Source organism: Brachybacterium paraconglomeratum (genome assembly GCF_039541415.1).
Classification (GTDB): Bacteria; Actinomycetota; Actinomycetes; order Actinomycetales; family Dermabacteraceae; genus Brachybacterium; species Brachybacterium paraconglomeratum_A.
In genome coordinates this window covers 37,187-62,532 of the sequence record NZ_BAABGE010000004.1, presented here as the reverse complement: position 1 = coordinate 62,532, position 25,346 = coordinate 37,187, and the positions used below count along the sequence as shown (strand labels likewise).

Annotated in this window: 21 protein-coding genes and 1 tRNA gene; 11 read left to right on the top strand and 11 right to left on the bottom strand. The window is 71.0% G+C overall.

The window, feature by feature from the left end; all coding sequences use genetic code 11:
- Genes ABD893_RS04855 through hemL form a run of 5 tightly spaced genes read left to right on the top strand, consistent with a single transcriptional unit; the run spans position 1 to position 5,658 of the window.
- Positions 1 to 1,239 carry a ferrochelatase gene (locus ABD893_RS04855; protein ID WP_425548355.1) on the top strand — a complete coding sequence of 413 codons (1,239 nt, stop codon included), beginning with the start codon at positions 1 to 3 and terminating at the stop codon, positions 1,237 to 1,239.
- Positions 1,236 to 2,291, top strand: a complete 1,056-nt coding sequence (hemC, locus tag ABD893_RS04850) for a hydroxymethylbilane synthase (RefSeq protein ID WP_345076423.1) — start codon at positions 1,236 to 1,238, stop codon at positions 2,289 to 2,291. Before ABD893_RS04855 ends, hemC begins: the two co-directional genes overlap by 4 nt.
- Positions 2,291 to 3,202 (top strand): uroporphyrinogen-III synthase, encoded by a 912-nt coding sequence (locus ABD893_RS04845; RefSeq protein WP_345076422.1) that lies wholly within the window; start codon positions 2,291 to 2,293, stop codon positions 3,200 to 3,202. The genes hemC and ABD893_RS04845 overlap by 1 nt, the downstream gene beginning before the upstream one ends.
- Entirely contained in the window at positions 3,199 to 4,236 is a 1,038-nt protein-coding gene (hemB, locus tag ABD893_RS04840; RefSeq protein WP_345076421.1) for a porphobilinogen synthase, read from the top strand. The genes ABD893_RS04845 and hemB overlap by 4 nt, the downstream gene beginning before the upstream one ends.
- Positions 4,237 to 4,284: 48 nt before the next feature.
- Positions 4,285 to 5,658, top strand: a complete 1,374-nt coding sequence (gene hemL / locus ABD893_RS04835; protein ID WP_345076420.1) for a glutamate-1-semialdehyde 2,1-aminomutase — start codon at positions 4,285 to 4,287, stop codon at positions 5,656 to 5,658.
- A gap of 73 nt (positions 5,659 to 5,731) precedes the next feature.
- Here hemL and ABD893_RS04830 read toward each other — a convergent pair whose 3' ends face one another.
- Together ABD893_RS04830 and ABD893_RS04825 are read right to left on the bottom strand one after the other, a co-directional pair.
- Positions 5,732 to 6,241, bottom strand: a complete 510-nt coding sequence (locus tag ABD893_RS04830; protein ID WP_345076419.1) for a hypothetical protein — start codon at positions 6,239 to 6,241, stop codon at positions 5,732 to 5,734.
- 51 nt (positions 6,242 to 6,292) lie between these two features.
- The gene (locus tag ABD893_RS04825) at positions 6,293 to 8,071 is read right to left on the bottom strand and encodes an HNH endonuclease (RefSeq protein ID WP_345076418.1); all 1,779 of its coding nucleotides are present in this window, start codon (positions 8,069 to 8,071) and stop codon (positions 6,293 to 6,295) included.
- Positions 8,072 to 8,485: 414 nt separating this feature from the next.
- Between ABD893_RS04825 and ABD893_RS04820 the strand changes: the two genes are divergently transcribed.
- Positions 8,486 to 8,559 (top strand) — tRNA-Met (locus tag ABD893_RS04820).
- A 291-nt stretch (positions 8,560 to 8,850) separates the two neighbouring features.
- On the top strand, positions 8,851 to 9,330 hold the full coding sequence (locus ABD893_RS04815; protein WP_345076417.1) for a pentapeptide repeat-containing protein: 480 nt from the start codon (positions 8,851 to 8,853) through the stop codon (positions 9,328 to 9,330).
- 205 nt (positions 9,331 to 9,535) lie between these two features.
- On the opposite strand, the gene ABD893_RS04810 is transcribed toward ABD893_RS04815, so the two are convergent.
- From ABD893_RS04810 to ABD893_RS04775, 8 genes are all read right to left on the bottom strand, one after another.
- Positions 9,536 to 10,057, bottom strand: coding sequence for a CoA-binding protein (locus ABD893_RS04810; protein ID WP_345076416.1), 522 nt, complete (start codon positions 10,055 to 10,057; stop codon positions 9,536 to 9,538).
- Positions 10,054 to 11,403 carry an O-acetylhomoserine aminocarboxypropyltransferase/cysteine synthase family protein gene (locus ABD893_RS04805; RefSeq protein ID WP_345077707.1) on the bottom strand — a complete coding sequence of 450 codons (1,350 nt, stop codon included), beginning with the start codon at positions 11,401 to 11,403 and terminating at the stop codon, positions 10,054 to 10,056. The genes ABD893_RS04810 and ABD893_RS04805 overlap by 4 nt, the downstream gene beginning before the upstream one ends.
- Before the next feature lie 104 nt (positions 11,404 to 11,507).
- A complete protein-coding gene (gene sfnG / locus ABD893_RS04800) occupies positions 11,508 to 12,746 on the bottom strand; it encodes a dimethylsulfone monooxygenase SfnG (RefSeq protein ID WP_345076415.1) in 1,239 nt (412 codons plus the stop codon).
- Positions 12,743 to 14,926 carry an acetate--CoA ligase gene (gene acs, locus ABD893_RS04795; RefSeq protein WP_345076414.1) on the bottom strand — a complete coding sequence of 728 codons (2,184 nt, stop codon included), beginning with the start codon at positions 14,924 to 14,926 and terminating at the stop codon, positions 12,743 to 12,745. The genes sfnG and acs overlap by 4 nt, the downstream gene beginning before the upstream one ends.
- The gene (locus ABD893_RS04790; protein ID WP_345076413.1) at positions 14,923 to 15,762 is read right to left on the bottom strand and encodes an ABC transporter permease; all 840 of its coding nucleotides are present in this window, start codon (positions 15,760 to 15,762) and stop codon (positions 14,923 to 14,925) included. The genes acs and ABD893_RS04790 overlap by 4 nt, the downstream gene beginning before the upstream one ends.
- A complete protein-coding gene (locus ABD893_RS04785) occupies positions 15,759 to 16,850 on the bottom strand; it encodes an aliphatic sulfonate ABC transporter substrate-binding protein (RefSeq protein WP_345076412.1) in 1,092 nt (363 codons plus the stop codon). The genes ABD893_RS04790 and ABD893_RS04785 overlap by 4 nt, the downstream gene beginning before the upstream one ends.
- Positions 16,847 to 17,749 (bottom strand): ABC transporter ATP-binding protein, encoded by a 903-nt coding sequence (locus ABD893_RS04780; RefSeq protein ID WP_345076411.1) that lies wholly within the window; start codon positions 17,747 to 17,749, stop codon positions 16,847 to 16,849. Before ABD893_RS04780 ends, ABD893_RS04785 begins: the two co-directional genes overlap by 4 nt.
- Positions 17,750 to 17,902: 153 nt before the next feature.
- Complete coding sequence (locus ABD893_RS04775; RefSeq protein ID WP_345076410.1) at positions 17,903 to 18,988, bottom strand: GNAT family N-acetyltransferase; 1,086 nt, start codon at positions 18,986 to 18,988, stop codon at positions 17,903 to 17,905.
- A gap of 245 nt (positions 18,989 to 19,233) precedes the next feature.
- Between ABD893_RS04775 and ABD893_RS04770 the strand changes: the two genes are divergently transcribed.
- Complete coding sequence (locus tag ABD893_RS04770; RefSeq protein WP_345076409.1) at positions 19,234 to 20,091, top strand: C40 family peptidase; 858 nt, start codon at positions 19,234 to 19,236, stop codon at positions 20,089 to 20,091.
- Between the two features lie 95 nt (positions 20,092 to 20,186).
- Here the strand turns inward: ABD893_RS04770 and ABD893_RS04765 are convergent, their stop codons facing one another.
- Positions 20,187 to 20,795, bottom strand: coding sequence for a GNAT family N-acetyltransferase (locus tag ABD893_RS04765; RefSeq protein WP_345076408.1), 609 nt, complete (start codon positions 20,793 to 20,795; stop codon positions 20,187 to 20,189).
- Between the two features lie 327 nt (positions 20,796 to 21,122).
- Here ABD893_RS04765 and ABD893_RS04760 point away from each other — a divergent pair, with 327 nt between their 5' ends.
- From ABD893_RS04760 to ABD893_RS04750, 3 genes are read left to right on the top strand one after another with little or no spacing between them, the layout of a single operon-like run.
- Entirely contained in the window at positions 21,123 to 22,517 is a 1,395-nt protein-coding gene (locus ABD893_RS04760) for an acyl-CoA dehydrogenase family protein (RefSeq protein WP_345076407.1), read from the top strand.
- A complete protein-coding gene (locus tag ABD893_RS04755) occupies positions 22,514 to 24,277 on the top strand; it encodes an ABC transporter substrate-binding protein (RefSeq protein WP_345076406.1) in 1,764 nt (587 codons plus the stop codon). Before ABD893_RS04760 ends, ABD893_RS04755 begins: the two co-directional genes overlap by 4 nt.
- A 22-nt stretch (positions 24,278 to 24,299) precedes the next feature.
- Entirely contained in the window at positions 24,300 to 25,343 is a 1,044-nt protein-coding gene (locus tag ABD893_RS04750) for an ABC transporter permease (protein ID WP_345076405.1), read from the top strand.
- Positions 25,344 to 25,346: the final 3 nt, after the last annotated feature.

The following is a 25,346-nucleotide window of genomic DNA, read 5'->3' as shown; positions in this document are numbered from 1 at the left end:
ATGCCCAACTCATCAATGCCCAGCTCATCGACGCCCAGCCCGCGTCCTGCCGCGCCCGACTCCGCCACCCACACCCGGCGCGGGGAGCAGAAGCCCTTCGACGCGATCCTGTTCTCCTCGTTCGGCGGCCCGGACGGCCAGGACGACGTGATCCCCTTCCTGCGCAACGTCACCCGGGGGCGCGGGATCCCCGACGAGCGCCTCGAAGAGGTCGCGGGCCATTACCGCGCCCTCGGCGGCCGCAGCCCGATCACCGCGCAGAACGAGGCGATGATCGCCTCGCTCGAGCAGGAGCTCGCCGGTCGCGGCATCGACCTGCCGATCTATTTCGGCAACCGCAACTGGGCGCCCTACAACGCCGAGGCGGTGCGCTCCCTGCACGGCGACGGTCACCGCCACGCCCTCGGTCTGGTGACCAGCGCCTACTCCTCTTACTCCTCGTGCCGGCAGTACCGCGAGGACTTCGGGATGGTGCTCGAGGAGACCGGCCTGGCCGGCGAGGTCAGCATCGACAAGGTCCGCGTCTACTTCAACCACCCCGGGTTCCTCGAGCCGGTGGTCGACGGGGTCGCCGCTGCCCTGGCGAGCCTCGCCGCGGAGGGGCACGACGCGAAGCGGGTCACGGTGCTGTTCTCCACCCACTCGGTGCCGAACTCGATGGCCGAGGCCTCCGGCCCCGAGGAGACCCGCGTCGAGGGCTCCGGCGGCTGGTACGTCGAGCAGCATCTCGCGGCCTGCCGCTGGGTGATGGACCAGCTGGACGACGACGCGCCCGAGCTGCCGGACTGGCAGCTGGTGTACCAGTCCCGCTCCGGAGCACCGCACATCCCCTGGCTCGAGCCCGACGTCAACGACGTGATCGAGCAGCTCGCCGCCGAGGAGGCGGCCGACGCCGTGATCGTGGTCCCGATCGGCTTCGTCACCGATCATGTCGAGGTGGTCTGGGACCTGGACACCGAGGCGAAGGAGACCGCCGAGGAGAAGGGGCTCGGCTTCCGCCGCGTCGCGACCTCCGGCGAGGACCCCCGCTTCATCGCAGCGCTGGCCGATCTGGTCCAGGAGCGGCTGGATGCGCAGTTCCCGCGCCGCGTCGTCACCGACTTCGGCGGCACGCCGGACGTCTGCGGGGCGAACTGCTGCGTCGGCCGGATGTGCCGCCCCACCACCAGCGCTGTGGACTCGGCGCAGGATGTGGAGCGCGCGCGAGCGGAGGCGGCCACGGCAGGAGCAGCCTCGTGACGCCCGGCGCTGCCGAGACCGCAACCTCCGCCGGCTCCTCCCTGCGGATCGGGACCCGCGCCTCCGACCTCGCCCTGACCCAGTCGGGGCAGGTGGGTGAGGCGCTGGTGGCGGGCACCGACCACGCCGTCGAGCTGGTCCATGTGAGCACTCGCGGGGACCGTGATCGCATCAGCCCGCTCGCGCAGATCGGCGGCACCGGCGTGTTCGTCACCGCCGTCCGGCAGGCGCTGCTGGACGAGACGGTCGACGTGGTGGTCCACTCCTGCAAGGACCTCCCCACCGCGCCGCTGGAGGAGATCACCCTGGCCTGCTATCCGGCCCGGGAGGATCCCCGCGATGCACTCTGCGCCCGCGACGGGCTCACCCTCGCCGAGCTGCCCGCGGGGGCGAAGGTGGGCACCGGCTCCCCGCGCCGCGCCGCCCAGCTGCTGCGGGCCCGACCGGATCTGACGGTGCTCGGGATCCGCGGCAACGTCGAGACCCGCCTGGCCAGGGCGCTCGGCCCGGACGCGGACCTCGACGCCGTGGTGCTCGCAGCCTCCGGGCTGCGCCGGGTGGGACGGGACGCGGCGATCAGCGAGCTGCTGGACCCCTCGGTGATGCTGCCGGCCCCTGCTCAGGGAGCCCTCGCCGTCGAGGTGACCACCGCCGCGCTCGCGGCCGGTCCCTGGTTCGCCGAGCGGCTGGACACGGTCGATGATCCAGCCACCCGCGCCGCCGTCACCGCCGAGCGGGCACTGCTGCGCACGCTGGAGGCAGGCTGCTCCGCACCGGTCGCGGCCTATGCGGTGCTCGAGCGCACCAGCGACGACGAGACCGTCAGCGCAGAGCTCAGCGGTGCGCCGCGGAGCCATGTGCTGCGGCTGCGCGGGCTCGCGATCCGGCCCGACGGCAGCCATGTCGTCGAGGGCGAGGCCCGGGTGGCACTGGATCTCGCGGCAGATCACCTCTCCGGTGCCGGTTCGGTGCCGGCGGAGCTGGGGGCCGCGCTCGCGGCTGACCTGATCGAGCGCGGCGCCGGCGAGATCCTCGCGGAGGCCAAGGCCTGATGCCCCCGCTCGACGCTCCCCGTCCCGTGCTGGTCGCCCGACCGGCCGGACGCGGAGCGACGCTGCTCGCCCGGCTGCAGGAGCGCGGGATCCCCGCCGAGCATCAGCCCCTGCTCCGCCTCGAGCACGCCACGGACGAGGAGCTCCACGGGATCCGGGAGCGGCTCACCAGCGGCGCCTACTCCCATCTGGTGATCACCTCCCGCACCGCCGCCGAGGCGCTCGGCGCGGTGGTGGTGCCGCCGGGCACCGCGGTGATCGCCGTCGGTGCCGGCACCGCAGCGGCGCTGGACGGCTTCGGGATCACGGCCACCCTGGTCGCCGACGGCTCGGGTGCGGCGCTGGTCGCGGAGCTGCCTCTCGCATCCCCGGGGGCGACGGTGCTCTTCCCCGCCTCCGCCGCCGCCTCCGCCACTGTTCCCGAGGGGCTGCGGGCGAAGGGCTACCGGGTGCACCAGGTGACCGCATATCGTCCGCAGCGGATCGAGCCGCCCGCCGCGGTCGCGGTGGCTCTGGCGACTGGGCACTACGGTGCGATCGTGCTGACCAGCCCCATGATCGCTCGCCACGCCGCCGCGCTGGGCGTGCACCCCTCGACCCCGATCATCTCGATCGGCGATCCCACCTCCGCCGCAGTCCGCGCCGCGGGACTGCCGCTCGCCCGGCAAGCGACGGAGCCGACGGATGAGGCCCTCGCCGCCGCCGTGCAGCAGGTGCTCGCCGCTGGCCCGCCGCTGACCGGCCCTTCCACCGCCCGACCGTCGGCTGCAGACCCTTCCACCGCCCGACAGTCGGCCGCAGAGCCGTCGGCCGCTGAGCCCCTGGCTGCCAGCCCCACGCCCGCCGGCCCCTCACCCGCCGGCCCCTCACCCGCCGATTCCACTCCCCCGCCTCCGAAGGAGCCCCGATGACTCTCCCCTCCCTGTCCGGTGCCAGCTTCCCCAGCCCGATCGACCGGCCCCGCCGCCTGCGCACGAGCGCCGCGATGCGCTCCCTGGTGCGCGAGCACACCCTGCGGCCGGCCGATCTGGTGCTGCCGATGTTCGTGCGTGAGGGGGCGAGTGAGAACCGCCCCGTCAGCTCGATGCCCGGCGTCGAGCAGCACACGATGGATTCCCTGGTCCGCGCCGCAACAGAGGCGGCCCGGTGCGGGGTGGGCGGCGTGATGCTGTTCGGAGTGCCTGAGCAGAAGGACGCGATCGGCTCCGGCGCGACCGACCCGGACGGCATCCTCAACCAGGCCCTCGCCCGCCTGCGCTCCGAGCTCGGCGACGCGACCGTGATCATGGCGGACCTCTGCTTGGATGAGTTCACCGATCACGGCCATTGCGGCGTGCTGGATGCCGCGGGGCGGGTCGACAACGACGCCACCCTGCTGCGCTACCGGGAGATGGCCGTCGCGCAGGCCGAGGCGGGCGCACACCTGCTGGGCCCCTCGGGGATGATGGACGGCCAGATCGCTGCGATCCGCGACGCGCTGGACGGCACCGGCCACCAGGACACTGCGGTCTACGCGTACACCGCGAAATACGCGTCTGCGTTCTATGGGCCGTTCCGGGAAGCCGTCGACTCGTCCCTGCAGGGCGACCGGCTCACCTACCAGCAGGATCCGGCGAACGGCCGCGAAGCGCTGCGCGAGCTCGCGCTGGACGTCGCCGAGGGCGCGGACCTCGTGATGGTCAAGCCCGGGCTGCCCTATCTCGATGTGCTGCGGGACGTCGCCGAGGCCTCCCCCGTTCCTGTCGGCGCCTATCAGGTCTCCGGCGAATACGCGATGATCGAGGCGGCCGCTGCGAACGGCTGGATCGACCGCGACCGCATGATCCTCGAGTCGCTGCTCGCCTTCCGCCGCGCGGGCGCCTCGACCGTGCTGACCTACTACGCGAGCGAAGTCGCCGGCTGGTTCCAGAGCGGCCTGCCCCCTCATCTGCGCGAATTCGTCTGACCCGGGCACTGCCCCTTACTGCGACCCTCTGACCAGGAGAATCATCTGATGACCAGCACGACCTCCTCCACCGAACTCTTCTCCCGCGCCCAGCAGGTGATCCCCTCGGGGGTCAACTCGCCGGTGCGAGCCTTCGGCTCGGTGGGTGGCACCCCGCCATTCCTCACCTCGGCCAAGGGCGCCCTGCTGCAGGATGCCGACGGCAGGGAGTACGTGGATCTCGTCGGTTCCTGGGGCCCGATGATCCTCGGGCACGCGAACGAGCAGGTCGTCGAGGCGGTGCGCGAGGCTGCCGGCCGCGGGCTGTCCTTCGGCGCCCCGCAACCGGGCGAGGTCTCCCTCGCCGAGGAGGTCGTCTCCCGGATCGGGCCCGTGGAGCAGCTGCGGCTGGTCAACTCCGGCACCGAGGCGACGATGAGCGCGCTGCGGGTGGCCCGCGCTGCGACCGGCCGGGATGTGATCGTGAAGTTCGCCGGCTGCTATCACGGGCACGTGGATGCGTTGCTCGCCGAGGCCGGCAGCGGCGTCGCCACCTTCGCGATGCCGGGCTCCGCCGGAGTGACGGCAGCGACGGCGCGGGACACCGTGGTGCTGCCCTACGGCGACCGTGACGCCGTCGCGGCGCTGTTCGCCGAGCGCGGCGGCGAGATCGCTGCGGTGATCACCGAGGCTGCCCCCGCGAACATGGGCGTGGTCCCCCCGCTCGAGCAGGACGGGATCGGCTTCAACCGCTTCCTGTCCGAGACGGCTCATGCCGCTGGCGCGCTGCTGATCAGCGACGAGGTGCTCACCGGATTCCGCGCGAGCCGCACCGGCTACTACGGGGTCGACGGGCCGCACGGCACTGGCACTGGCACTGGCACTGGCACTGGCACTGGCACTGGCACTGGCACTGACGCTGCATGGGCCCCGGACCTGATGACCTTCGGAAAGGTGATCGGCGGTGGCCTGCCGGTGGGTGCCTTCGGTGGCCGGAAGGACCTGATGGGGCTGCTCGCTCCGGCGGGCCCGGTCTATCAGGCGGGCACCCTGTCCGGGAATCCGCTCGCGACAGCTGCGGGCCTTGCGACGCTCGCGGGCCTGGACGAGGCCGCGTATGAGACGCTCGGCAGCGCCTCGCGCACTCTGCAGCAGCTGGTGGCGGATGCTTTCACCACGGCCGGGGTTCCGCACGTGATCCAGCGGGCGGGAACCCTGTTCTCGGTCTTCTTCCGGGAGCAGCCGGTCGAGACCTATGAGGATGCGAAGGCGCAGGACACTGACGCATTCGCTCGCTTCTTCCACGCGATGCTCGAGGGTGGGATCTACCTGCCGCCCTCGGCGTTCGAAGCCTGGTTCGTCTCCACGGCCCACACCCCCGAGATGCTCGACCGGATCGCAGAAGTGCTTCCCGGTGCGGCCGCGGCTGCAGCACGGGGCTGAGCTTTCGTCGGGAGAGATCGTGGCGAGGATTTCTCTCGCCACCGCTCGCCGCCGCAGGCCGCCGCTAGTCGACTCAGGCGGCTCGGGTCGTCGGCGCTTTCGCTGCCCGTGCTGCCCGGAGAATCACGAGGAGAGCGAGAGCCACCACCGCGAGCAGGCTGACCGCGTGCAGGATGTTCGCCCACGGGGCGTGATCTGCTCCGCCGACCATGAAGGTGTCGGCGAGGGTCATCCCCGCCGGGAAAGATGCCAGCAGATACCCGGGCGAGCCGAGCGCGAGCAGGCCGAGCATGATCATCAGGACGGTTCTGGCGCGAAGCCGCCCGCGCGCCGCGAGGACTGCCACGGCCACCGCGATCAGGGGACCGATCAGCAGGGTCACGATCATCAGCCCCCATCCCATGGTGTCGGCGCTCTGCCGCTGCTCGACGGCGGCATGGATCTCCCGCAACGTACTGCCGGGCACGGTGGCGAGCGGGTTCAGCACCTGGATCTGAACAGCCGCGAAGATCGCGTAGGCCAGCACTGCTGAGGCACCGATCAGGCCGATGAGGCGAGCTGTGAGGGGCGAGGAGGAGGTCATGGAAGAAGTCTGACCTCGCTGTTCTCGCAGTTCATGGAGTTTCTGTGGGGATCACGGGGAGCTATCTGGAGAGCGCGACCACTGCGGCTGTCGCGTCCTCCAGGGGCCTCGCCGGGCGGGGCTTCTCCTCGCCCGTGTGCGCACCGCGCGGAAGATCGCCCGGGTCGGTCGCGCAACCGGGGAGGTGCGCGCAGGGCGTCGAGATCGGGCAGGCCGTGCCTGCCCGATAGACCGGGCAGGCCGGGCAGGCCACGCCTGCCAGGTAGGCCGAGCAGGCCGAGCAGGCCGGGCAGGCCAGGTAAGCCAGGCCGGCCGGCCCGTGCGGGCAGGCGGGGCCACTGCGCGCCGGAGTGCTTCTTGCACGGGTGGCTGTTCAGGCGTGGTGAGGGCCGGCGGCCGGCTCACCCGGCGAGTGCCGGTGCCGCTGACCCATTCCACGGTGTGTCCATCGGTTGCTGGGTCTCCCACCCTCTGGACGCTGCGGGTCTGCCCTTCCTTGCCGTTGCAGTAGGCGCAGAGCCCTTGCCCGTTGTCGAGGCTGGTCGATCCGCCGGAGGCATGGGGATGCACGTGATCGCTCTGGCGGATCGCGGCATCGCAGTAGGGCCCGCGACAGATCCGGTCTCGCCAGCGGATGAACTTCGCCAGTGCTGCGGGGAATGCTCGGGCGCGGGACTCGACGGCGACCAGCTCCCCGGTGCGGGGATGGGTGTAGAGGCGTCTCATCACCGCGCGGAGCGCGGGCCCGTCGGGACCCATCGCCTCCTCCGTCTCCCGGGTGAGGGCGATCCCCAACGGGCCGCGCAGCTCGTCACGCAGCACCTCGGCTGGAGCGGCGCCGTATCCCTCGATCTGTACGAGATCCCCGCCGGTGGGGTGGATGAGAGCACGGTCGGTGATCATGATGCCGATGTCGAGGGTGACCGGTTCCATGCCATTCTCCCGACCGATCAGAGTGTCGACGAAGGAGTCTGCCTGGATCGCCTGATGACCGCGGCGGTCGCCGCTGGCTCGCAGGCGCTCGGCCTCGAGGGAGAGTCGTTTGCGGATCTTCGCCCCGTCGAGGCCGGAGACGCGCGCCGAGACCGTGGCCATCCCGTGTTCGGCACGGCGGACGGTGACATTCCGTTCCTGCATCGCCCGCTGATGGCGACGCTTCTGGCCGAAGGGGTCCGCCTGAGCGATCGCGGCTGCCGCGGCGTCATCCCAGGCCTCGGAACCGGCAGCGTCGAGGTCGGGCAGGCGCTGGCCGAGCAGGTGGTCCGCCTCGGCGCGCTGGGCACTGGACAGCGGCGCGAAAGAGCGCGCAGTCCTATGGGCGACTGTGCTGGTGATCTGGGCGTCTGCCAGTGCGGTGAGCATCTCGGGCATGTCCGCGACCAGGCGGCGCTGAGAGGCCAGGGAATGCGCGGCGGAGGCCGGGGACTTGCCGATCTTCATCGATACTTCGCGCGCCGCTTCGCTGGCGGCCTCACGCAGTAACTTCTTCGTGGGAGGGACCTGATCCACCTCCTGGGCGGCGTGGGCGCGCACCTCGGCCTGCTTCTGCAGGGTGAGGGAGTCCGCGAGAGCGACCACGGCTCGTGCCTCGAGCGCGTCCAAGGCGCTGCGAAGCTCGTGGATCCTGCCGACGACCTCCGTGAAGGACACGCTTTCGGCATCCCCGGGGGTGAACAGCACCTGCGGCCTCAGCGTGAGCTCCCGCAGCACGAAGGCCTGGTCCCCGAGGGTGGAGGCGAGCGCCGACGAACCACCGACGTGCACGGCATCAACAAGTGCCTGGTGTGGGTCACCAGGCCCTTCGCCGAACCCCTGCACGATGGAAGACATATCCCCATCATTCCCGGATGCTCGCCCCAACAAAAGGGGCTGAGAGGAAATGTGGATAACTCGCAGTGGGGAGGAGTCGTCATCGACAGGAGGAGCTAAAGGCCAGGCAGTGGCGATTCGGGGCGGCAGGAAGCAGCGGCCAGAAAGTTACTCTAGAAATCCCTGCAATCACGACCCTGCTATATCCGCAACCACTCCTGAAAGAATGTGCATGAACCCCTTCTGTGGAGGAACCGTCGACTGGGCAGCGGCAGCGGCAGCAGCAGCGGCACCGGCACCGACACCGACACCGACACCATGACCCTTCACGGCCCCGCACGACACCGCACGACGGCCTACGTCGGCCTATGACAGCAGGCTCGACATCCCCTCCGGGCTCCCCCAGGCTGGTGCTCGTCGGTCCCACCGGCACTCCGCTTCGTAGCTCAGCCCGGTAGAGCAGCTCCCCCATAAGGAGTAGGTCGCAGGTTCGAATCCTGCCGGAGCGTCTCTCCCCGTCCCCCATACCGCTGCCGGCCGTCAGCAGCGCCCCGTACGCTCGGAGCCGCCCCCGCCTCCGCGGACGGCGCCGCTCCCGATCTTCGAGGTGCCCCATCGCACGCCGGTCCACCACCACCAAGAAGCCCGTTCTGAGCGCTCTCGCGCTGCACTCCCTCGACACTGCAGACGGTGAGCAGCTCGCAGCTCACGAGCATCACGAGGGGCTCCGCATCGAGGGGGCCGACGTCACCGGGCGCGACCTCTCCGGTGCGACGTTCAGCGAATGCGAGCTGGTCGGGTTGACCGCCCACACCACGGTCCTGCAGCACGCGCGGCTCACCGAGACCAGGATCGAACGGCTGAACGCGCCGGTCCTCGACGCGACCCGCTCCACCTGGCGGGACGTCGAGCTGAGCGGTTCCCGGATCGGGGCGCTCGATATCTACGACGCAGGGATCCGCTCCACCCGATTCACAGGCAGCAAGTTCGACTGGATCAATCTGCGCTCGAGCAGCCTGGAGGATGTGCTCTTCGAGGACTGCACGATCGAGGAGCTGGATCTCTCCGGCGCCACCGCCACCCGGGTGGCTTTCGTGAACTGCCGCGTCGGCAGCCTCGCCCTCGCCCACGCCACGTTGAAGGATGTGGATCTGCGCGGACTCGAGATCGGGGCGATCGGCAACCTCGAGGGGCTGGCTGGTGCCACTCTCGACGCGCAGCAGGTCACGACCCTCGCACCGGTCTTCGCGAGCCATCTGGGGATCCGCGTCGAGGGCTGAGGGCACAGGCTGAGCACCCAGCCCGGAGCAGTCATCGGAGCAGTTCCGAGCAGCGTCTGGGCGGTCCTCGGGCAGCCCCGGGGCAGTCCCGGGGCAGTCCCGGGGCAGCCCCCGGAGCAGTCCCCGGAGCAGTCCTCAAGCAGCCCCCGGTCAGCAGAACGCGGGCCGGAAAACTCCGACCCGCGCCTGAGAGCAGAGCGTACGCTCAGCCGCGCCCGCTGAGGCGCTGCTTGCGAGAACTGATCTCGCCGGTGTTGAAGCCGGCCAGGTGCAGGCCGCCGTGGAAGCGGGCGTGCTCGATCTTCACGCAGCGGTCCATCACCACTTCGAGTCCTCCGGCCTCCGCGATCGCGGCGGCCTCTTCGTTCCAGGAGCCGAGCTGCAGCCACAGCGCCTTCGCGCCGACGTCCACCGCCTCCTGGGCCACGCCCGGCAGGTCAGCATCCTTGCGGAAGACGTCCACCAGGTCCGGCACCACGGGCAGGTCCGCGAGCGAGGCGTAGACCGGCTGCCCGAGGATCGTGGTGGCCCGGGGGTTCACGAAGTACACGTCATAAGGGGAGCTCGAGAGCAGGTAGGTCGCCACGAAGTAGCTGGCCCGTGCCGGATTCGTCGAGGCGCCGACGATCGCGATGCTCCGCGCGCGGCGCAGGATTCCGAGCCGTTCCGGGGCCGACGGCCCCTGCCAGGTGCGTGAGGGGGGTGCCTGCACTGTGCTGCCGGTCATCGCTGCTCTCCTGTCCTCTGACTGCCTGTCGCTGCCGTGATCGCCTGGTCCAGGTCCCATAGGATGTCCTCGATGTCTTCGAGGCCCACGGAGATCCGGATCAGGTCCGCCCGGACCCCACCTGCCGCGAGCTGCTCCGGGGAGAGCTGGCGGTGGGTGGTCGAGGCGGGGTGGATGACGAGCGTGCGCGCGTCACCGATGTTCGCCAGGTGTGAGGCGAGCTGCAGGTTCGCGATGACCTGCTCGCCGGTCGCACGCCCTGCCGCGGCCTCCTCCTCGTCGGTGGCGAACTCCCCCGTCGGCCGCACCCCGAAGGCGAAGACGGATCCGGGCCCCAGCGGCAGGTACTTCTTTGCGCGCGCGTGATGGGGATGGGATTCGAGCCCCGCCCAGGTCACGTAAGAGATCCGTGGGTCCTCCTCGAGCCAGCGCGCGACGGCCTCGGCTCCGGCGAGGTGGGCGTCGATGCGCTGCGGGAGCGTCTCGACGCCCTGCAGCAGCTGGAAGGCGGACTGCGCCGGCAGGGACGGGCCGATGTCGCGCAGCTGTTCGGAGCGGAGCTTGGTGAGGAAGCCGTACTCGCCGAAGTTGTCCCACCACTTGATGCCGCCATAGGACTCGACCGGCTCGGTCATGCCGGGGAAGTTGCCGTTGCCCCAGTCGAAGCGGCCGGATTCGACGACCACCCCGCCGAGGGTGGTGCCGTGCCCGCCGAGGAACTTCGTGGCCGAGTGGATCACGATGTCCGCGCCGTGCTCGAGCGGACGCACCAGGTAAGGGGTCGCGAGGGTCGCGTCCACGACCAGCGGCACGCCGTGCTCGTGGGCGAGTGCGGCGAGCCCCTCGAGGTCGGCGATCTCGCCGGAGGGGTTGCCGATGATCTCGACGTACAGCACCTTCGTCTCCGGCCGGAACGCGGCGCGGTAGTCCTCCGGGTCCGACGACGGCACGAAGGTGGTCTCCACACCGAAGCGGCGCAGCGTCACGTCGAGCTGGGTGACGGTGCCGCCGTAGAGCTGCGCGGAGGCGACGACGTGGTCCCCCACGCCGACCAGTGCCGCGAAGGTGATGAACTCCGCGCTCATCCCCGAGGCCGTCGCGACTGCGCCGATCCCGCCCTCGAGCGAGGCGATCCGCTCCTCGAAGGCGGCGACGGTGGGGTTGCCGATGCGGGAGTAGATGTTGCCGTATTTCTGCAGCGCGAAGAGGTTCGAGGCGTCGGCCGCATCGTCGAAGACGAACGAGGTGGTCTGGTAGATCGGGACCGCTCGGGCGCCGTGCTGGGCATCCGGGGTGCCGCCCGCATGCAGGGCACGGGTGCGGAACCCGAAGCTGCGCTCGGGGATCGGCGCGGGCACAGCCGACGGAGGCGGGGCGTTCTGACCGGCCGACGGGTGCGGTGTGGTCTCAGCCTGCGCGGTCTCAGCCTGGGTGGGCTCAGTCCGGGCGGTCATGCGGCGGCTCCCTGCTTGGCCGGGTGATCTGCCGGGAGGGTATCGAAGGCGGCCTTCGCCGCGTCCTCGGCGGAGACGCCGCGGACCACGGGCAGCAGGTCCGTGTTCAGCTCGGTCCCCTTCGCCCGGGCGAGGTCCTGCTCCTTCTCGCGGATGATCGGCAGGATGTCGCGGCCGAAGGCGGCGACCTCCTCGGTGAAGTGGAGGTAGCAGGTCAGCAGCAGGTTCACGCCCACCTTCTTGTACTCGATGACGCGGTCGGCGATCTCCTCGGGGGTGCCGATGAGCTGGGTCTTGAAGCCGTCGTTGTACTGGACCAGGTCCTCGAAGGAGGAATCCGCCCACATGCCCTTGCCGTCCTTGGTGGAGGCTCCTGCCTCCTGGACGGACTGGCGGAAGCCCTCGACGGCGGGGCGGTGGGCCTTGGCGACGATCTCGCGCAGGGTCTCCTCCGCCTCCTTCCGCGACTCGCGGGCGATGACGAAGCCGTTCAGCCCGAACTTCGGGGCGCGGCCCGCGGCGGCGGCGGAGGCGAGCACGCCGGCGACGTTCTCCTCATAGCCCTCCAGCGTGCGGCCGTTGGAGAAGTACCAGTCGGCGACGCGGCCCGCGGTGGCCTGCGCGGCGGTGGAGTTGCCGCCGAAGAAGATCTCCGGGTGGGGACGGCCGGGCACGTCGACCGGCTTCGGGGAGAGGTTGAAGTCGTCGATGGAGTAGTACTTCCCGTCCTGGGAGTACCCGTTCTCGGTGAGCAGGCCGCGCAGCGCGGAGATGAACTCCTCGGTGCGCACGTAGCGCTCGTCGTGCTCGAGCCAGGGCAGGCCGAACTTCACGAACTCGTCCTTGAGCCAGCCGGAGACGATGTTCACCGCGGCGCGGCCGTCGGAGAGGTGGTCCGCGGTGATCAGCCACTTGGCGAGCACGCCGGGGTGCCACATGCCGGGGTGGAAGGCGGCGATGACCTTCAGGTGTTCGGTCGCGCCGAGCAGGGCCAGGGAGAAGGCGGAGGCCTCGTGCTGCTTGTCCGCGCCGTAGCTGGCGGCGTAACGGGTCTGGGTCAGCGCGTACTCGAAGCCCGAGTTCTCGGCGACCTGGGCGAGCTTCTTGTTGTAGGGCAGCTGCCAGTCGGTGCGCTGCTCGATCGTGGAGACGACGAGGCCGCCGGACACGTTCGGCACCCAGTAGGCGAACTTCAGCGGCGTCTCGAAGGTCGAGGCGGGGACGGTCGTGGTCATGAGGTCTCCTCGGAGGGGGTGGTTGTGCAGGAGGCGGGTGAGACAGCGGGGTCGTCGGTCGGGAGCGCCGCGAGCACCTCGGCGACCGCGGCGACGGCCTCCGGGTTCTGCAGGGAGGTGATGTCTCCCAGCGGCGCCGGCGAACGGCCTGCCCGGCGGTCCCGCTCGGCGTGGACCAGCTCGGCGAGCAGGCGGCGCATGATCTTGCCGGAGCGGGTGCGGGGCAGGTCAGGCACCTCGATCACGAAGCGGGGCTTGGCGATCGGGCCGATCTCGGTGGCGACCCGGCCGCGCAGCGCCACGGAATCGAGCACTGCATCGAGCCCCGCGGGATTCCCCGCTGGATTGCCCGCCGGGATCACGAACACCGCGACGGCCTGCCCGGTGAGCGGGTCCTGGACGCCGGTCGCGCCGACCTCCTGCACGGTGCAGTCCGCGACCAGCGCGGATTCGATCTCGATGGTGGAGAGGCGGTGCCCGGAGACGTTCACGACGTCGTCGAGGCGGCCGAGGATCCAGAAGCACCCGTCGGCGTCGACCGTGGCGGAGTCCCCGGCGACGTAATAGCCGCCGTGCTCGCCGCGGCCGGCGTAGTCAGCCCAGTAGGAGTCGCGGTAGCGCTCGGGATCGCCCCAGACGGTGCGGGCCATTCCGGGCCAGGGCCGACGGGCCACCAGCGTGCCCGCGACGCCAGCGGGCTGCTCGTTGCCCTCTGCGTCCACCACGGCCATGTCGATGCCGGGCAGCGCCGCGGTCGCTGAGCCGGGCTTGAGGGTGGTCACCCCGGGCAGCGGGACGAGCATCGCGGCGCCGGTCTCGGACTGCCACCAGGTGTCGATGATCGGCAGCTCTCCGCGGCCGAAGGTGCGGTGGAACCACACCCACGCCTCGGGGTTGATCGCTTCGCCGACAGTGCCGAGCAGGCGCAGCGAGGAGAGGTCGTGCCCGGCGGGCAGCTCGTCCCCGAACCAGCTCATGAAGGTGCGGATCAGGGTGGGGGCGGTGTAGTAGACGGTGACGCCGTAGCGCTCGATGATCTCCAGGTGCCGCTGCTGGGTGGGCTCGCCGGGGGTGCCCTCATAGATGACCTGGGTGAGGCCGTTGCTGAGCGGGCCGTAGATCTCGTAAGTGTGGGCGGTGACCCAGGCGAGGTCGGCGGTGCACCAGTGGACGTCCTCGGGCTTGGCATCGAAGTGCGCCCAGTGCGCCCAGGAGGTGTGGGTGAGATAGCCGCCGGAGGTGTGGACCAGTCCCTTGGGCTTGCCGGTGGTGCCGGAGGTGTAGATGATGAACAGCGGATGCTCGGCGTCGAAGGCGCGTGCTTCATGCGTCTCGCTCGCGGCGCCGACGCTCTCGTGCCACCAGACGTCGCGTCCTTCGGTCCAGGCGATGTTCTGACCGGTGCGGCGCACGACCAGCACGTGCTCGAGCTCGGGCAGGTCGCGGGCGGCGTCGTCGGCCTGGGACTTCACCTCGACGGCCTTCCCGCGCCGGAACTGCCCGTCGGAGGTGACCAGCAGCTTCGCCCCGGTGTCCTGGAGGCGGAAGCGCACCGCCTCGGCGCTGAACCCGCCGAAGACCAGCGAGTGCACGGCGCCGATCCGGGCGCAGGCCAGAGCGATCACGATGGTCTCGACCAGCACCGGGAGATAGACGACCACACGGTCTCCGGGCACGATGCCGAGGCCTTCGAGTGCGTTCGCGGCCTGGGAGACGCGGCGCTGGAGGTCCTCGTAGGTGACGGACTCGCGGTCCCCCGGCTCGCCCTCGAAGTGCAGGGCGACCTTGGTGCCGTTGCCTGCGCGGACGTGGCGGTCCACGCAGTTCTCGGCGACGTTGAGCCGGCCGCCGACGAACCAGCGGGCGGCGGGAACGCTCAGCGCGGCGGTCGCAGCGTCAGTCGCAGCGTCGGTCGCGATGCCGGTGGCGCGGTCCACGGTCGGGGTGACCGTCGGCGGCTCCCATTCCAGGGCGGTGTGCCAGGGCTCCGCCCAGTCGAGCCGGCGCGCGGCGGTCTCCCAGAAGGCGGTGGGATCGGCCGACGCGGTCTCGAAGATGCTCGCGTCGACGTTCCAGGTCCCCTCGAGCGCGGGGTTCGGCGGGAAGGTGCGGGTCTCCACCAGCCGGGTCTCTGCGGGAGTTCCTGGAGTGGTCTCAGAGACGGTCTCTGTGATGCTCATGCCCACCTCTTCAGCAGCTTCTTCTCGGCGAGGCCCAGCAGGGCGTTGGTCAGGCTGCCCAGCAGCGCCAGCAGCACGATGGCGAGCAGGATCCGGTCCACGCGGCCCGTCTGCTGGGAGTCGTTGAGGATGAAGCCGAGCCCCATCGAGGAGGCGATCAGCTCGGCGGCGACCAGGAACAGCCAGGCCTGGGCGAGCGCGAGGCGCAGCCCGGAGACCACCGAGGGGATCACGGCCGGCAGCTGGATGGTGCGCAGCAGCGACCAGCCGCGCAGGCCGAAGCAGCGCCCGGCCTCCACCAGGTGGGGGTCGATGTGGCGCAGCGCCGCGGCGACGGTGGTGAACACCGGGAAGAACGCACCGATCGCGATCAGCGTGATCTTGGATTCCTCCCCGATCTGCAGCCACAGGATCAGCAGCGGCACCCAGGCGAGCGAGGGCACGGCGCGCAGCGCCGCAAGGGTCGGGTTCAGCAGTGCATCTCCTGCGCGGGACAGGCCCACGATCGCGGCGACCGCGAGGCCCACCAGGGAGCCGATCGCGAAGCCCAGCAGCACGCGCTGCACGGAGATCGCGATGTGCAGGCCCAGCTCGCCGCGCTCGATCAGCTCGGCGCCCGCCCGCACCACGGCCAGCGGACCGGGCAGGCGGTAAGCGGGCACCAGCCCGGCGGCGGTGGTGAGCTGCCAGGCGGCGAGGATCAGCAGCGGCAGCACGGCGCCGGCGGCGAGGCGCACACCGGTGCGGTCCCAGAGGGCCGGGCGACTGTGCGAGGTGGCTGCTGACGTGGAGTCTGTGGGCTGCGGGGCGGTGTCGTGGAGGGCGGGGGCGCTCACTGCTTCTCCACCGCCTGCTTCTCCCCTGTCTGCTTCTCCACTGCCGCAGTCGCGAAGTCGGCGTGGATGATCGAGCCGCGGGCCTTCTCGACCGCGTCGGCCCCGCCCTGGACGTCGCCGGATTCCGACAGCATCGGGGAGATCGCCTCGAGCACGGCGAGCTGGTCCTCACCGGGCACACCGGAGACGTCGAGGTTCGAGCGCTCGGTGATCACCGTGGCGGCGACGGCGAGGTCGATGCTGGCGGCGTCGGCGAGCAGCTGTGCGGTGGCCTCGAGGTTCGCGAGTGCCCAGGTGCGGGCCTGCTCGTAGGCGTCGACGACCACCTGGGCGACGTCGGCGTGGTTCTCGATGAAGTCCTCGGTGGCGTTGAGGAAGCCGTAGGTGTTGAAGTCGACGTTGCGGTAGACCAGCTTCGCGCCGGACTCCACCTCGGCGGCGGCCATGATCGGGTCCAGGCCCGACCAGGCCTCGACGCTGCCGCCCTCGAGGGCGGAGCGGCCGTCGGCATGCTGGAGCGGCTGGAGCTCCACATCGTCGATGCTCAGCCCCGCCTCGGCGAGGGTCTGGACCAGGAAGAAGTACGGGTCGGTGCCGGTGGTGGCGGCGACGGCCCGGCCGGCGAGATCGGCGGGGCCGGTGATGTCGCTGTCCTTGCCGACCACGAGCGCGGCCCACTCGGGCTGGGAGTAGATGCCGATGACCTTGATCGGGGACTCGTTGGAGCGGGCCAGCAGCGCGGCCGAGCCGGCGGTGGACGCCACATCTGCGGAGCCCGAGCGCAGGAACTCGTTGGCCTTGTTCGAGCCGGCCGACTGCACCCACTCCACGGTCACAGAGTCACCGAGTGCGGTCTCGAGCAGCTGCTGTTCGCGGATCACGAGGCTGAGCGGGTTGTAGGTGGCCCAGTCGATCGTGAGGGAGTCAGTGCTCCACTCCCCTGCGCCGCTCTGGGAGCCGCTGGAGCCGCCAGTGCCGGCTTCGGACGTCTCGGAGCCTTCACCGGGCACGCAGGCGGCCAGGCCCATCCCGGCCACGGCCGAGAGTCCGAGGGCGGTGGCGGTGCGGCGGCTGATGCGGTGGGTCATGAGAAGTTCTCCGTGGTGGATGCAGTGGTGACGGCGGAATGGGGGGCGGGAGTACTGCGGTGAGCGTGGACGCCGAGGCCCTCGAGCAGCTGGGCCCGCAGCTCAGCGAGCGTGCGATCGGCGCGATCGCGGGGTCGGGCCCCGGGCACCTCGACGACGCGGGCGATCGAGCCGGAGGTGGGGGCCTCGCGCAGGGAGCGCAGCAGCAGCACCCGGTCAGCGAGATACAGCGCCTCTTCCACATCATGTGTGACCACGAGGACGGTGGTGGGCTCTGCGGCGTGGATCTCCAGCAGCAGGTCCTGCATGCGCAGGCGGGTCAGAGCATCGAGCGCGCCGAAGGGCTCGTCGAGCAGGAGCACCTCGGGGCTGCGGGCCAGAGCCCGGGCGAGCGAGGCGCGCTGGGCCATGCCGCCGGACACCTCGCGGGGTCGCTGGTCCGCGGCGTGCTCGAGGCCCACCAGCGTCAGCAGCTCGCGCACCCGCTCACGGCCCGCACGCTTCCCGGTGCCGCGAGGCAGGCCCAGGGCGACGTTCTTCTCGAGGGTGCGCCAGGGCAGCAGGCGCGGCTCCTGGAAGGCGACGGCGGTGCGCGGATCCGTGCCGGTCAGCGCCGTGCCTCCGATCCGGATCACGCCACTGCTGGGGCGGTCCAGGCCCGCGATCAGACGCAGCAGCGTGGACTTCCCGCAGCCCGAGGGGCCGACGACCGCGACGATCTCGCCCGAGCCGAGTTCCACGTCGACCTCGCGCAGCACGTCATGACGGCCCTGCGGGGAGTCGAAGGTGCGGGCGATCGCGTCCAGGCGTACGCCGTTCGGGCGTCCCCGCGCTGGGAGCGCGTCGGCGTCGGGCCCGGGGCCCGGGCGCAGATCGGGGGTAGTGGCGGTACTGGTCATGCCGCCGATCATGAACGCCGATGCGGCACCGACGCCAGAATCCCGTCATAAGCCGTCATAGTCGCGGTCCAAGGCGCGCGAGCGGAAGATTCTCTGCGGGATCGGTCACATCGAGCAGTCGCACGCAGCAGGCGCAGGGGCGCGCGGCGGCCGTCAGCCGAGCTCGCCCTCCAGGATGCTCAGCACGTCCGCCTCCCGGAAGCCGAGCGCCCGGTTCAGCGCGAGCATCGGGGCGTTGTCGAGCGCCGTATAGGTCTGGATCCACCGTGAGGACTTCGCCTCGGGCACGGCAGCGAGGTTCTCGAGGTTCGCGAGCTTCAGGGCGCGCCCGATGCCCCGGCCGCGATGCGCCCGGTCCACCAGGGTGTCGTCCTGGGTGAGGATCTCGGGGTCGTGACGGTTCACGAAGATCTCGGTGTACCCGACTGCGGCCCCGCCGTCGTGGGCGAGACCGCGCACGAGCGTCCAGCCCTGAGCGTGCATGCGCTGCTCGTTGCGACGGATCTCGCTGACATCGGCGCGGGAGGCCGGGCGGGTGAGGTCGCCCATCGGCACGTCGGCCTCCATCTGGGTGGTGAGACGCGCCCAGTCCTCGAGGCACTCCTCGGGGCAGGCCCCCTGCCAGGTGCGAACCTCGATACCGGGCGCAGGGCGCGCCTCGGCCTGCAGCAGCGCACGGTCCAGCGGCAGATCGAGCAGCAGGCGGTGCTCCTGGTTCGCGACACGCAGCCCCTGCGCGCGGGCGAAGGCGACGCCCTCCTCGCTGTAGGTCTCTGCCTGGATCACCGCGGCGTGGCCGGTCAGCGCGCCGCGCACGGCGGCCGCGAGCGCTGTGCCGATGCCCTGGCGGCGATGCGCCGGGAGCACAGAGATCTCGACCTCGGCGGGATCCGCGGGGTCGACGTCGGCGCCCGCCGCTCCGACCAGCTCCCCGTCGCGTCGCGCCACCAGGAGCACGGAGAGCCGCTGGGGCTTCGGGTCAGAGAAGCGCGCGAGGATCGTCTCCTCGCTCGCCCACCAGGCCGCCTCACGGCCGGCGTTGAATCCCTCCCCCAGCACGGCATTCCAGGCGATCAGCGCCTCGCAGTCGGTGGGGTCGACAGGGCTGATCTGCACGGGGCTGTGGTGGGCAGGACTGTTCTGGGCGGGGCTCATCCGGGTATCCCACCACACCGGTGCCCGCTCGCCCAGCGAGCTCCACTCCCCTCGCACGTGCTCCGCACGTGTGCCGCAGGTCATCCGCAAAGGTCAAGTCACACCAGGTCGAGGCCATCTGGACCGTCGCGCAGACCATGGGCCGACAAATGCTTCTCTTCGGCTGGTTCAAGTCCCTTCACGTGCGCGGGAGCCGCTCCTAGCGTTGATCTCGCATCCCCGGACGTCCCGGCTGTGGGCCCGCTCCCACAGGGCCTCACCGCTCCCCAGAGAGCCGCGTCGCGGAATGCACCAGACCACCAGCAGTACGCGAGAAGGACCAGCACCCCATGACTCACCTGAACACCCACCGCGCGGCCGGCCGCGCTGTCACCCCGCTCACCGGCAGCCACCGTGCGGCGCACGCTCTCGGCGGCAGCGCCGTGCTCGGCACCATCCTGGTCGGCACCGCCTTCGCCGGCGGCACCTCCGCGATGGCGAACGACACCGCACTCGCCGGCGGCGACGAGGGCCCCAGCACCACCCAGTCCGCTCCCGTCGCTTCCGACTCCGACTCCGACTCGCGCCCCGGCAGCGCGTCCCAGAAGCTGCGCCAGGGCGATTCCGGCGAGGCCGTCGAGGCGCTGCAGTCTGCGCTGAACGCTGAGGGCGCAGAGCTGCCCGAGACCGGCTACTTCGGCTCCATGACCGATGCTGCGGTCCAGGACTTCCAGGCCGCGAACGGCCTCCAGGTCGACGGCGTGGTGGGGCCCGAGACCCACGGCGCGCTCGGCGGCGCCCCCTCCTTCGGCGGCTCCGCCGGGGGCGGTCCGTCCGCCGGCGCGACCGCGGTCCCGGCCTCCGTCACCTCCGGGACCGGCAGCGCGATCGTCGACGCCGCCCGCTCCGCCGTCGGCACCCCCTACTCCTGGGGTGGCAGCTCGCTCAGCGGCATGGACTGCTCGGGCCTGGTGAACCACGCCTACGAGGCCGCCGGCATCGACGTGCCGCGCACCAGCAGCCAGATCGCCGCCCAGGGCCGCAGCATCTCCCAGTCGGAGGCGCAGCCCGGCGACCTCGTCGTGTGGCCCGGCCACGTCGCGATCTACGCCGGCGACGGCCAGATCATCGACGCCTCCGGCTCGAAGCAGCAGGTCGTCGAGCGCGGCCTGTGGGGCAACCCCACCGGGTTCGTCACCTACCGCTGATCCCGCCGTCGGCTCGCACGCCGACTCACCGAGGCCCGGTTCCGCTGCACGCGGGGCCGGGCCTCGCCCATGCCCCGTGACAGGGGCCAGAGCACTCAGCCGCGCAGGCGGTGCTCCAACGACGCCTTCACGCCGCTCCATTCCCAGGCCAGGATCGAGTAGACGACGGTGTGGCGCAGGGTGCCGTCGGGCATGATCCGGTGGGCGCGCAGGATCCCGTCCTGCTGGGCGCCGAGCCGCTCGACGGCGCGGCGCGAGGCGATGTTCAGGTGGTGGACCCGGAACTCGACGCCGAGGCAGTCGAGCTCCTCGAAGGCATGGGTGAGCAGGGCCAGCTTCACTGCGGCGTTGACCCCGGTGCAGTGGGTCGAGGCCGCCAGGTAGGTGGTGCCGATCTCGAGGCGCCGGTCCCGCAGGGAGATGTTCAAGAAGGTCGTGTGGCCGACCACCCGCTCGCTCGCCCGGTCGATCACCGCCCAGGAGGCCGTCGTCCCGGCCGCATCGGAGGCGCGCTGCGCGGCGACGGCCTCCGCGACCCGGTCCGGGGACGGGACATGGGGGGCGTAGGGGATCTTCCAGATCTCCCCATCGGCCACCACCTCGCGCAGCCCGTCGACGTGCTGCTGACCGAGCGGCTCGAGCCGCACCCGCGCGTTCTCGAGCGGCACGGGGCGGGGCGGGGGCATGGGGGCGGTGCTCGTCATCCCTCGATCATGCAGGTGAGGAGGCGTCGGCGTCGATCCTTCCCACATACCGGCACCGGCCTCGCGGCGCCCTGCTCGCAGCCCTGTTCGACCAGTCCCGTTCTTGCGGCGTCATGCTCGCGATCTCGTTCTCGCGACGTCATGTTCGCGATCTGCGTCGCGCCCCGTAACAAACCTTTTACGTGGGCCAAGTGCTACTTATGCTCGGCTGCGTCCTCCTCGGAGGGCACCCGCACACCGCCCCCGACCTCTCCCCGCGTTCCCTCCGTTCACCCGCGGCCTGCGCCGGATCTGGACGTCGACCCCCGCCTGAAAGGTGCCCCACCGATGACTGAGACCCTTCACGAAGCAGCCGCCGCTGCGAGACCGGTCGACGAATCCTTCGATGCCTTCGATGCCTCGGGGGCCGACGCCGCAGTTCAAGGCTCCGCAGTCCGGGGCTCTGCGGCTCGGGACTCCGGGGCCCAAGACGCGACGGCCAGGAATGCGACAGCCTGGGATGCACCAGCTTGGGATGCCCTGCTCGTCGAGGCCGCCCAGCAGGTGCGGCAGCGCGAGGCCGACCATGTCCTGCCCCGCGCACTGCTGGCGCAGCTGCTCCAGCTCGGTTTCGGACGGGTCCGCGTGCCTGCGGCGCACGGAGGGTTCGGGTGGTCGCTGCGCGAGACCTTCCAGCACCTCACCGACCTCGCCGCCGCCGACTCCCACCTGGCCCACCTCTTCCGCGGGCACTTCGTGCTGCTGGAAGAGGTGGCGCTGTTCGCGGAGCCCGCAGAGCGGGAGCTCTGGTTCGCCCGCGCCGTGGCCGGAGACTTCATCGGCAATGCCCAGTCGGAGAAATCCGAGACGCTCGACATCGCCACCACCCTCACACGCGAGGGCGACCGGCTGGTGCTCAGCGGCACCAAGTACTACACGACCGGCAGCATCTACGCGGATTGGATCGACCTGCTCGCCACCACCGAGGACGGTGACCTCGTGCTGGTGACGGTCTCCACCGACCAGCCGGGCGTGGTCTGCGAGGACGACTGGGACGGGTTCGGCCAGCAGCTCACCGGCACCGGCACCACCCGCTTCACCGGCGCCCTGGTCGACCCTGCGCATGTGCGCGGCACCGACCGCTCCACGGTCGAGGGCCAGCTGCGGCAGGGACTGTTCCAGCTGGTCCTGCTCGCGGTGATCGCCGGGATCGGTCAGGCCGCGGTGAGCGAGTCCGTGACCTATGTCCAGGGACGGCGCCGTCTGTTCGGCCGTCTGGGAGCCACCGAGGTCCGCGAGGATCCCCTCGTCCAGGACACCATCGGCTCCGCCGCCTCGGGTGCCTTCGCCGCGCGCACCCTGGTCCTGGCCGTCGCCGAGCGCTGGGATCAGATCATCGGCCTGCACCAGGAAGGCCTCGCCTCGGAGGTGGACTTCCGCGAGGCCAAGCGCGACGTCTACCGGATCCAGGGCGAGATCGTCGACCGGGTGCTCGCCCTGACCACCGATCTCTTCGAGGTCGGCGGCGCCTCGCAGGTGTCCACGCGGCACGGCTTCGACCGCTTCTGGCGGCACGCCCGCACCGTCGCCTCCCACAACCCGATGAAGCAGCGGCGCCGGCTGATCGGCGCCTACGAGCTCGGAGTCGAAGAGAGCGCCGAGCAGTTCGGGGACGTCGCACCGACGACTCCCGCTCCCCCTGCCACGCCCCGTGACCTGACCGCACCAGGAGCCCGCCGATGAACGACGAGAATCGCCCCGCCGCACAGGACCCCGCCTCCCAGCGGCTCGAGGAGGCCCTGGCCCGGGCCAGCTCCGAGGACGGCAGGATCCGTCGACGACGCGTGATCGGCGGCGGCATCGCCGCGGTCGCCGTGGTCGGTGCGGCCTCCGCCTGGGGCCTGGCCAGCCGGGGCGGGGCCGACGCCGCCGCCTCGGGCAGCACCCCGGGCGGCACCGCTGCCGGCGGCGCCACCGGCAGCCCGGTCAGCGGGGGGACTCTCATCTACCTCGATGCCGAGGCGAGCCGCTCCACCCAGCCGCAGGGCGCCGGCACCTGGCAGGACTCCGCCTACCTCGAGAACATCGCCGATCGCCTGATCTGGAAGGATCCCGCCACCGGCGAGCTGCAGCCCTACATCGCCGAGAGCTGGGAGATCTCCGCGGACGGCCTCACCTACACCTTCGCCATCCGTGAGGGCGTGACCTATTCCGACGGCACGGTATTGGACGCCGCGAGCGTGGCCCGGAACCTGCAATGGCAGGCCGCGGGCGATGAGGCCAAGGGCATCCAGCCCTCGACCCAGTGGCCGCAGCTCGAGGAGATCAGCGTCGCGGGCAGCACCGTCACGGTGACCCTGCTCGAGCCGTACGCCGAGTTCCTCGACGTGCTCTCGGGCTGGGCCGCCGTACTCGTCGCGGACGCCACGATCGAGGCACCGCTGGAGAGCCAGCAGCAGATCACCGGGATCATCGGCAGCGGCCCGTTCACCGTCGAGAGCGAGAAGTACGGCGAGAAGATCGTGTTCGTGCAGCGGCAGGGCTACGACTGGGCCCCGCCGAGCCTCGCGCATCAGGGCGAGGCACGCCTCGAGCGCCTCGAGGTCCACGCCGTCACCGACGACACCGCCCGGCTGGGGACGCTCCGCTCCGGACAGGCCGACCTGATCCGCTACCTCCAGCCCGCCGACGAGCTCCAGCTCGCTGCGGATCCGGCCTTCCAGGTCCTCTCCGCGCAGGGCATCGGCGCGACCAACCACTGGCAGCTGCGGGTCTCGATCCCCGCGCTGCAGGACGTGCGCGTGCGCCAGGCGCTCCAGGTCGGTATCGACCGCGCTTCCCTGGTCAATGACCTGTACACCGAGAACTGGGCGGTGGCCCGGAGCGTGGTCACCGAGGACGCCTTCGGCTTCGTCGATCTCAGCACCCAGCTCACCTACGACCCGGCGAAGGCCGCTGCACTGCTCGATGAGGCAGGATTCTCGGATCTCGACAGCGAGGGCTATCGCCGCCGGGACGGCGAGCGCCTGTCGCTGGTCACCGTCATCGATGTCTACGACTCGACTGCCAAGCCGCTGTACCAGCTGGTCCAGGCCCAGCTCAAGGAGCTCGGTGTCGAGCTGTCGCTGCGCGACGCGGACTATTCCCAGGTCTCCGAGGCCTACGCCGCCCCCGACGTCGCCACGGTCCGCTCCGGCTGGCCCTATCCGGCGACCTGGGCGACGCTGCGCACTCAGTGGGCGGCCGACGGCACCGACGCCTTCTCCCTCGACGGCGCCGATCCGACCCTCGATGAGCTGCTCACTGAGCAGGCCACTGCGACGGACCCCGCCGAGCGGTCCGCCCTGCTGGCGGAGCTGCAGCACCACGTCATCGAGAACGCCTATGTCCTCCCCCTGCTCAAGGACTCCCAGATCTTCGCCGCGCAGAGCGATGTGCAGGACTTCTCCTGGAGCGCCGAGGCGCGACCGCTGTTCTACGCCACGTGGCTCGATCGACCGTGACCCCGTGAGGAGAACCCCCACCATGCGCTCCCGCTATCTCATCACCCGGATCCTCCAGGCCATGCTGGTCGTGGCCATCACCTACCTGCTCACCTACTGGGTGCTGTTCGCCCTGCCGGGCGATCCGGTCGCCAACCGCCTCGACAACCCCCAGAACCCGATCCCGCCCGGGCAGGCGAAGGCGATCATCGAGTACTACAACCTCGATCAGCCTGCCCTGCTGCAGTTCCTCATCACGGTTGGGCGCCTGTTCCAGGGCGATCTCGGCTATTCGCTGGGGACCGGCCGCGCCGTGAGCGACATGGTGATGCAGGGGCTCGGCTCGACGCTGCTGCTCGCCCTCGCGGCGCTGGTCGTCGCCGCAGTGATCGCGGCCTCGGTGGGGCTGCTCGCGGTCTTCGCCCCCTGGGAGCCGGTGCGCGGCCTCGCCCGCCTGGTGCCGGCGCTGTCCCTGGCCACGCCCAGCTTCCTGATCGGTCTGCTGCTGCTGCAGATCTTCTCCTACCAGCTCGGCTGGGTCTCGTCTCTGGACACGGAGAGTCTGTCCAGCCTGATCCTCCCCGCGCTGACCCTCGGCATCGCCGCCAGCCCCTCGATCACCCAGGTGCTCATCCAGGGGCTGACCGAGGCGAATGGGAGGCCCTTCGTCCGGGTGCTCCGCTCACGGGGCCTGTCCCAGGGGTCGATCGCCGCCCGGCATGTCATCCGCAACGGGTCGATCCCGGCGCTGACCCTGCTGGCCCTGACGATCGCGGATCTCATCGCCGGCTCCGTGATCGTGGAATCGGTCTTCCACCGCGCAGGGCTCGGATATGTCACCGAGCAGGCGGTGCGCTCGCAGGACGGACCCATCGTGCTCGCCGTGGTGCTGCTGGTCTCCTCGCTGTACTCGCTGATCAACCTCGCCACGGACCTGCTGTACCCGGTAATCGACCCCCGGATCAGCATCACAGAGTCCCGCCTGGGAGCCGACGCCCGGGCCACTCGCTCTGCCCAGCCCGCCCAGCCCGACCGGCCTGCTCGCTCTGCCGAGCCCGCCCAGCCCGTCCTGACCGAAGGAGCGTGACCC

Coding starts and splice junctions, on each gene's coding strand:
- ABD893_RS04855 (WP_425548355.1), top strand. CDS start 1: ATGCCCAACTCATCAATGCCCAGCTCATCGACGCCCAGCCCGCGTCCT.
- ABD893_RS04845 (WP_345076422.1), top strand. CDS start 2,291: ATGCCCCCGCTCGACGCTCCCCGTCCCGTGCTGGTCGCCCGACCGGCC.
- hemB (WP_345076421.1), top strand. CDS start 3,199: ATGACTCTCCCCTCCCTGTCCGGTGCCAGCTTCCCCAGCCCGATCGAC.
- hemL (WP_345076420.1), top strand. CDS start 4,285: ATGACCAGCACGACCTCCTCCACCGAACTCTTCTCCCGCGCCCAGCAG.
- ABD893_RS04830 (WP_345076419.1), bottom strand. CDS start 6,241: ATGACCTCCTCCTCGCCCCTCACAGCTCGCCTCATCGGCCTGATCGGT.
- ABD893_RS04825 (WP_345076418.1), bottom strand. CDS start 8,071: ATGTCTTCCATCGTGCAGGGGTTCGGCGAAGGGCCTGGTGACCCACAC.
- ABD893_RS04810 (WP_345076416.1), bottom strand. CDS start 10,057: ATGACCGGCAGCACAGTGCAGGCACCCCCCTCACGCACCTGGCAGGGG.
- sfnG (WP_345076415.1), bottom strand. CDS start 12,746: ATGACCACGACCGTCCCCGCCTCGACCTTCGAGACGCCGCTGAAGTTC.
- acs (WP_345076414.1), bottom strand. CDS start 14,926: ATGAGCATCACAGAGACCGTCTCTGAGACCACTCCAGGAACTCCCGCA.
- ABD893_RS04785 (WP_345076412.1), bottom strand. CDS start 16,850: ATGACCCACCGCATCAGCCGCCGCACCGCCACCGCCCTCGGACTCTCG.
- ABD893_RS04780 (WP_345076411.1), bottom strand. CDS start 17,749: ATGACCAGTACCGCCACTACCCCCGATCTGCGCCCGGGCCCCGGGCCC.
- ABD893_RS04775 (WP_345076410.1), bottom strand. CDS start 18,988: ATGACCTGCGGCACACGTGCGGAGCACGTGCGAGGGGAGTGGAGCTCG.
- ABD893_RS04770 (WP_345076409.1), top strand. CDS start 19,234: ATGACTCACCTGAACACCCACCGCGCGGCCGGCCGCGCTGTCACCCCG.
- ABD893_RS04765 (WP_345076408.1), bottom strand. CDS start 20,795: ATGACGAGCACCGCCCCCATGCCCCCGCCCCGCCCCGTGCCGCTCGAG.
- ABD893_RS04760 (WP_345076407.1), top strand. CDS start 21,123: ATGACTGAGACCCTTCACGAAGCAGCCGCCGCTGCGAGACCGGTCGAC.
- ABD893_RS04755 (WP_345076406.1), top strand. CDS start 22,514: ATGAACGACGAGAATCGCCCCGCCGCACAGGACCCCGCCTCCCAGCGG.
- ABD893_RS04750 (WP_345076405.1), top strand. CDS start 24,300: ATGCGCTCCCGCTATCTCATCACCCGGATCCTCCAGGCCATGCTGGTC.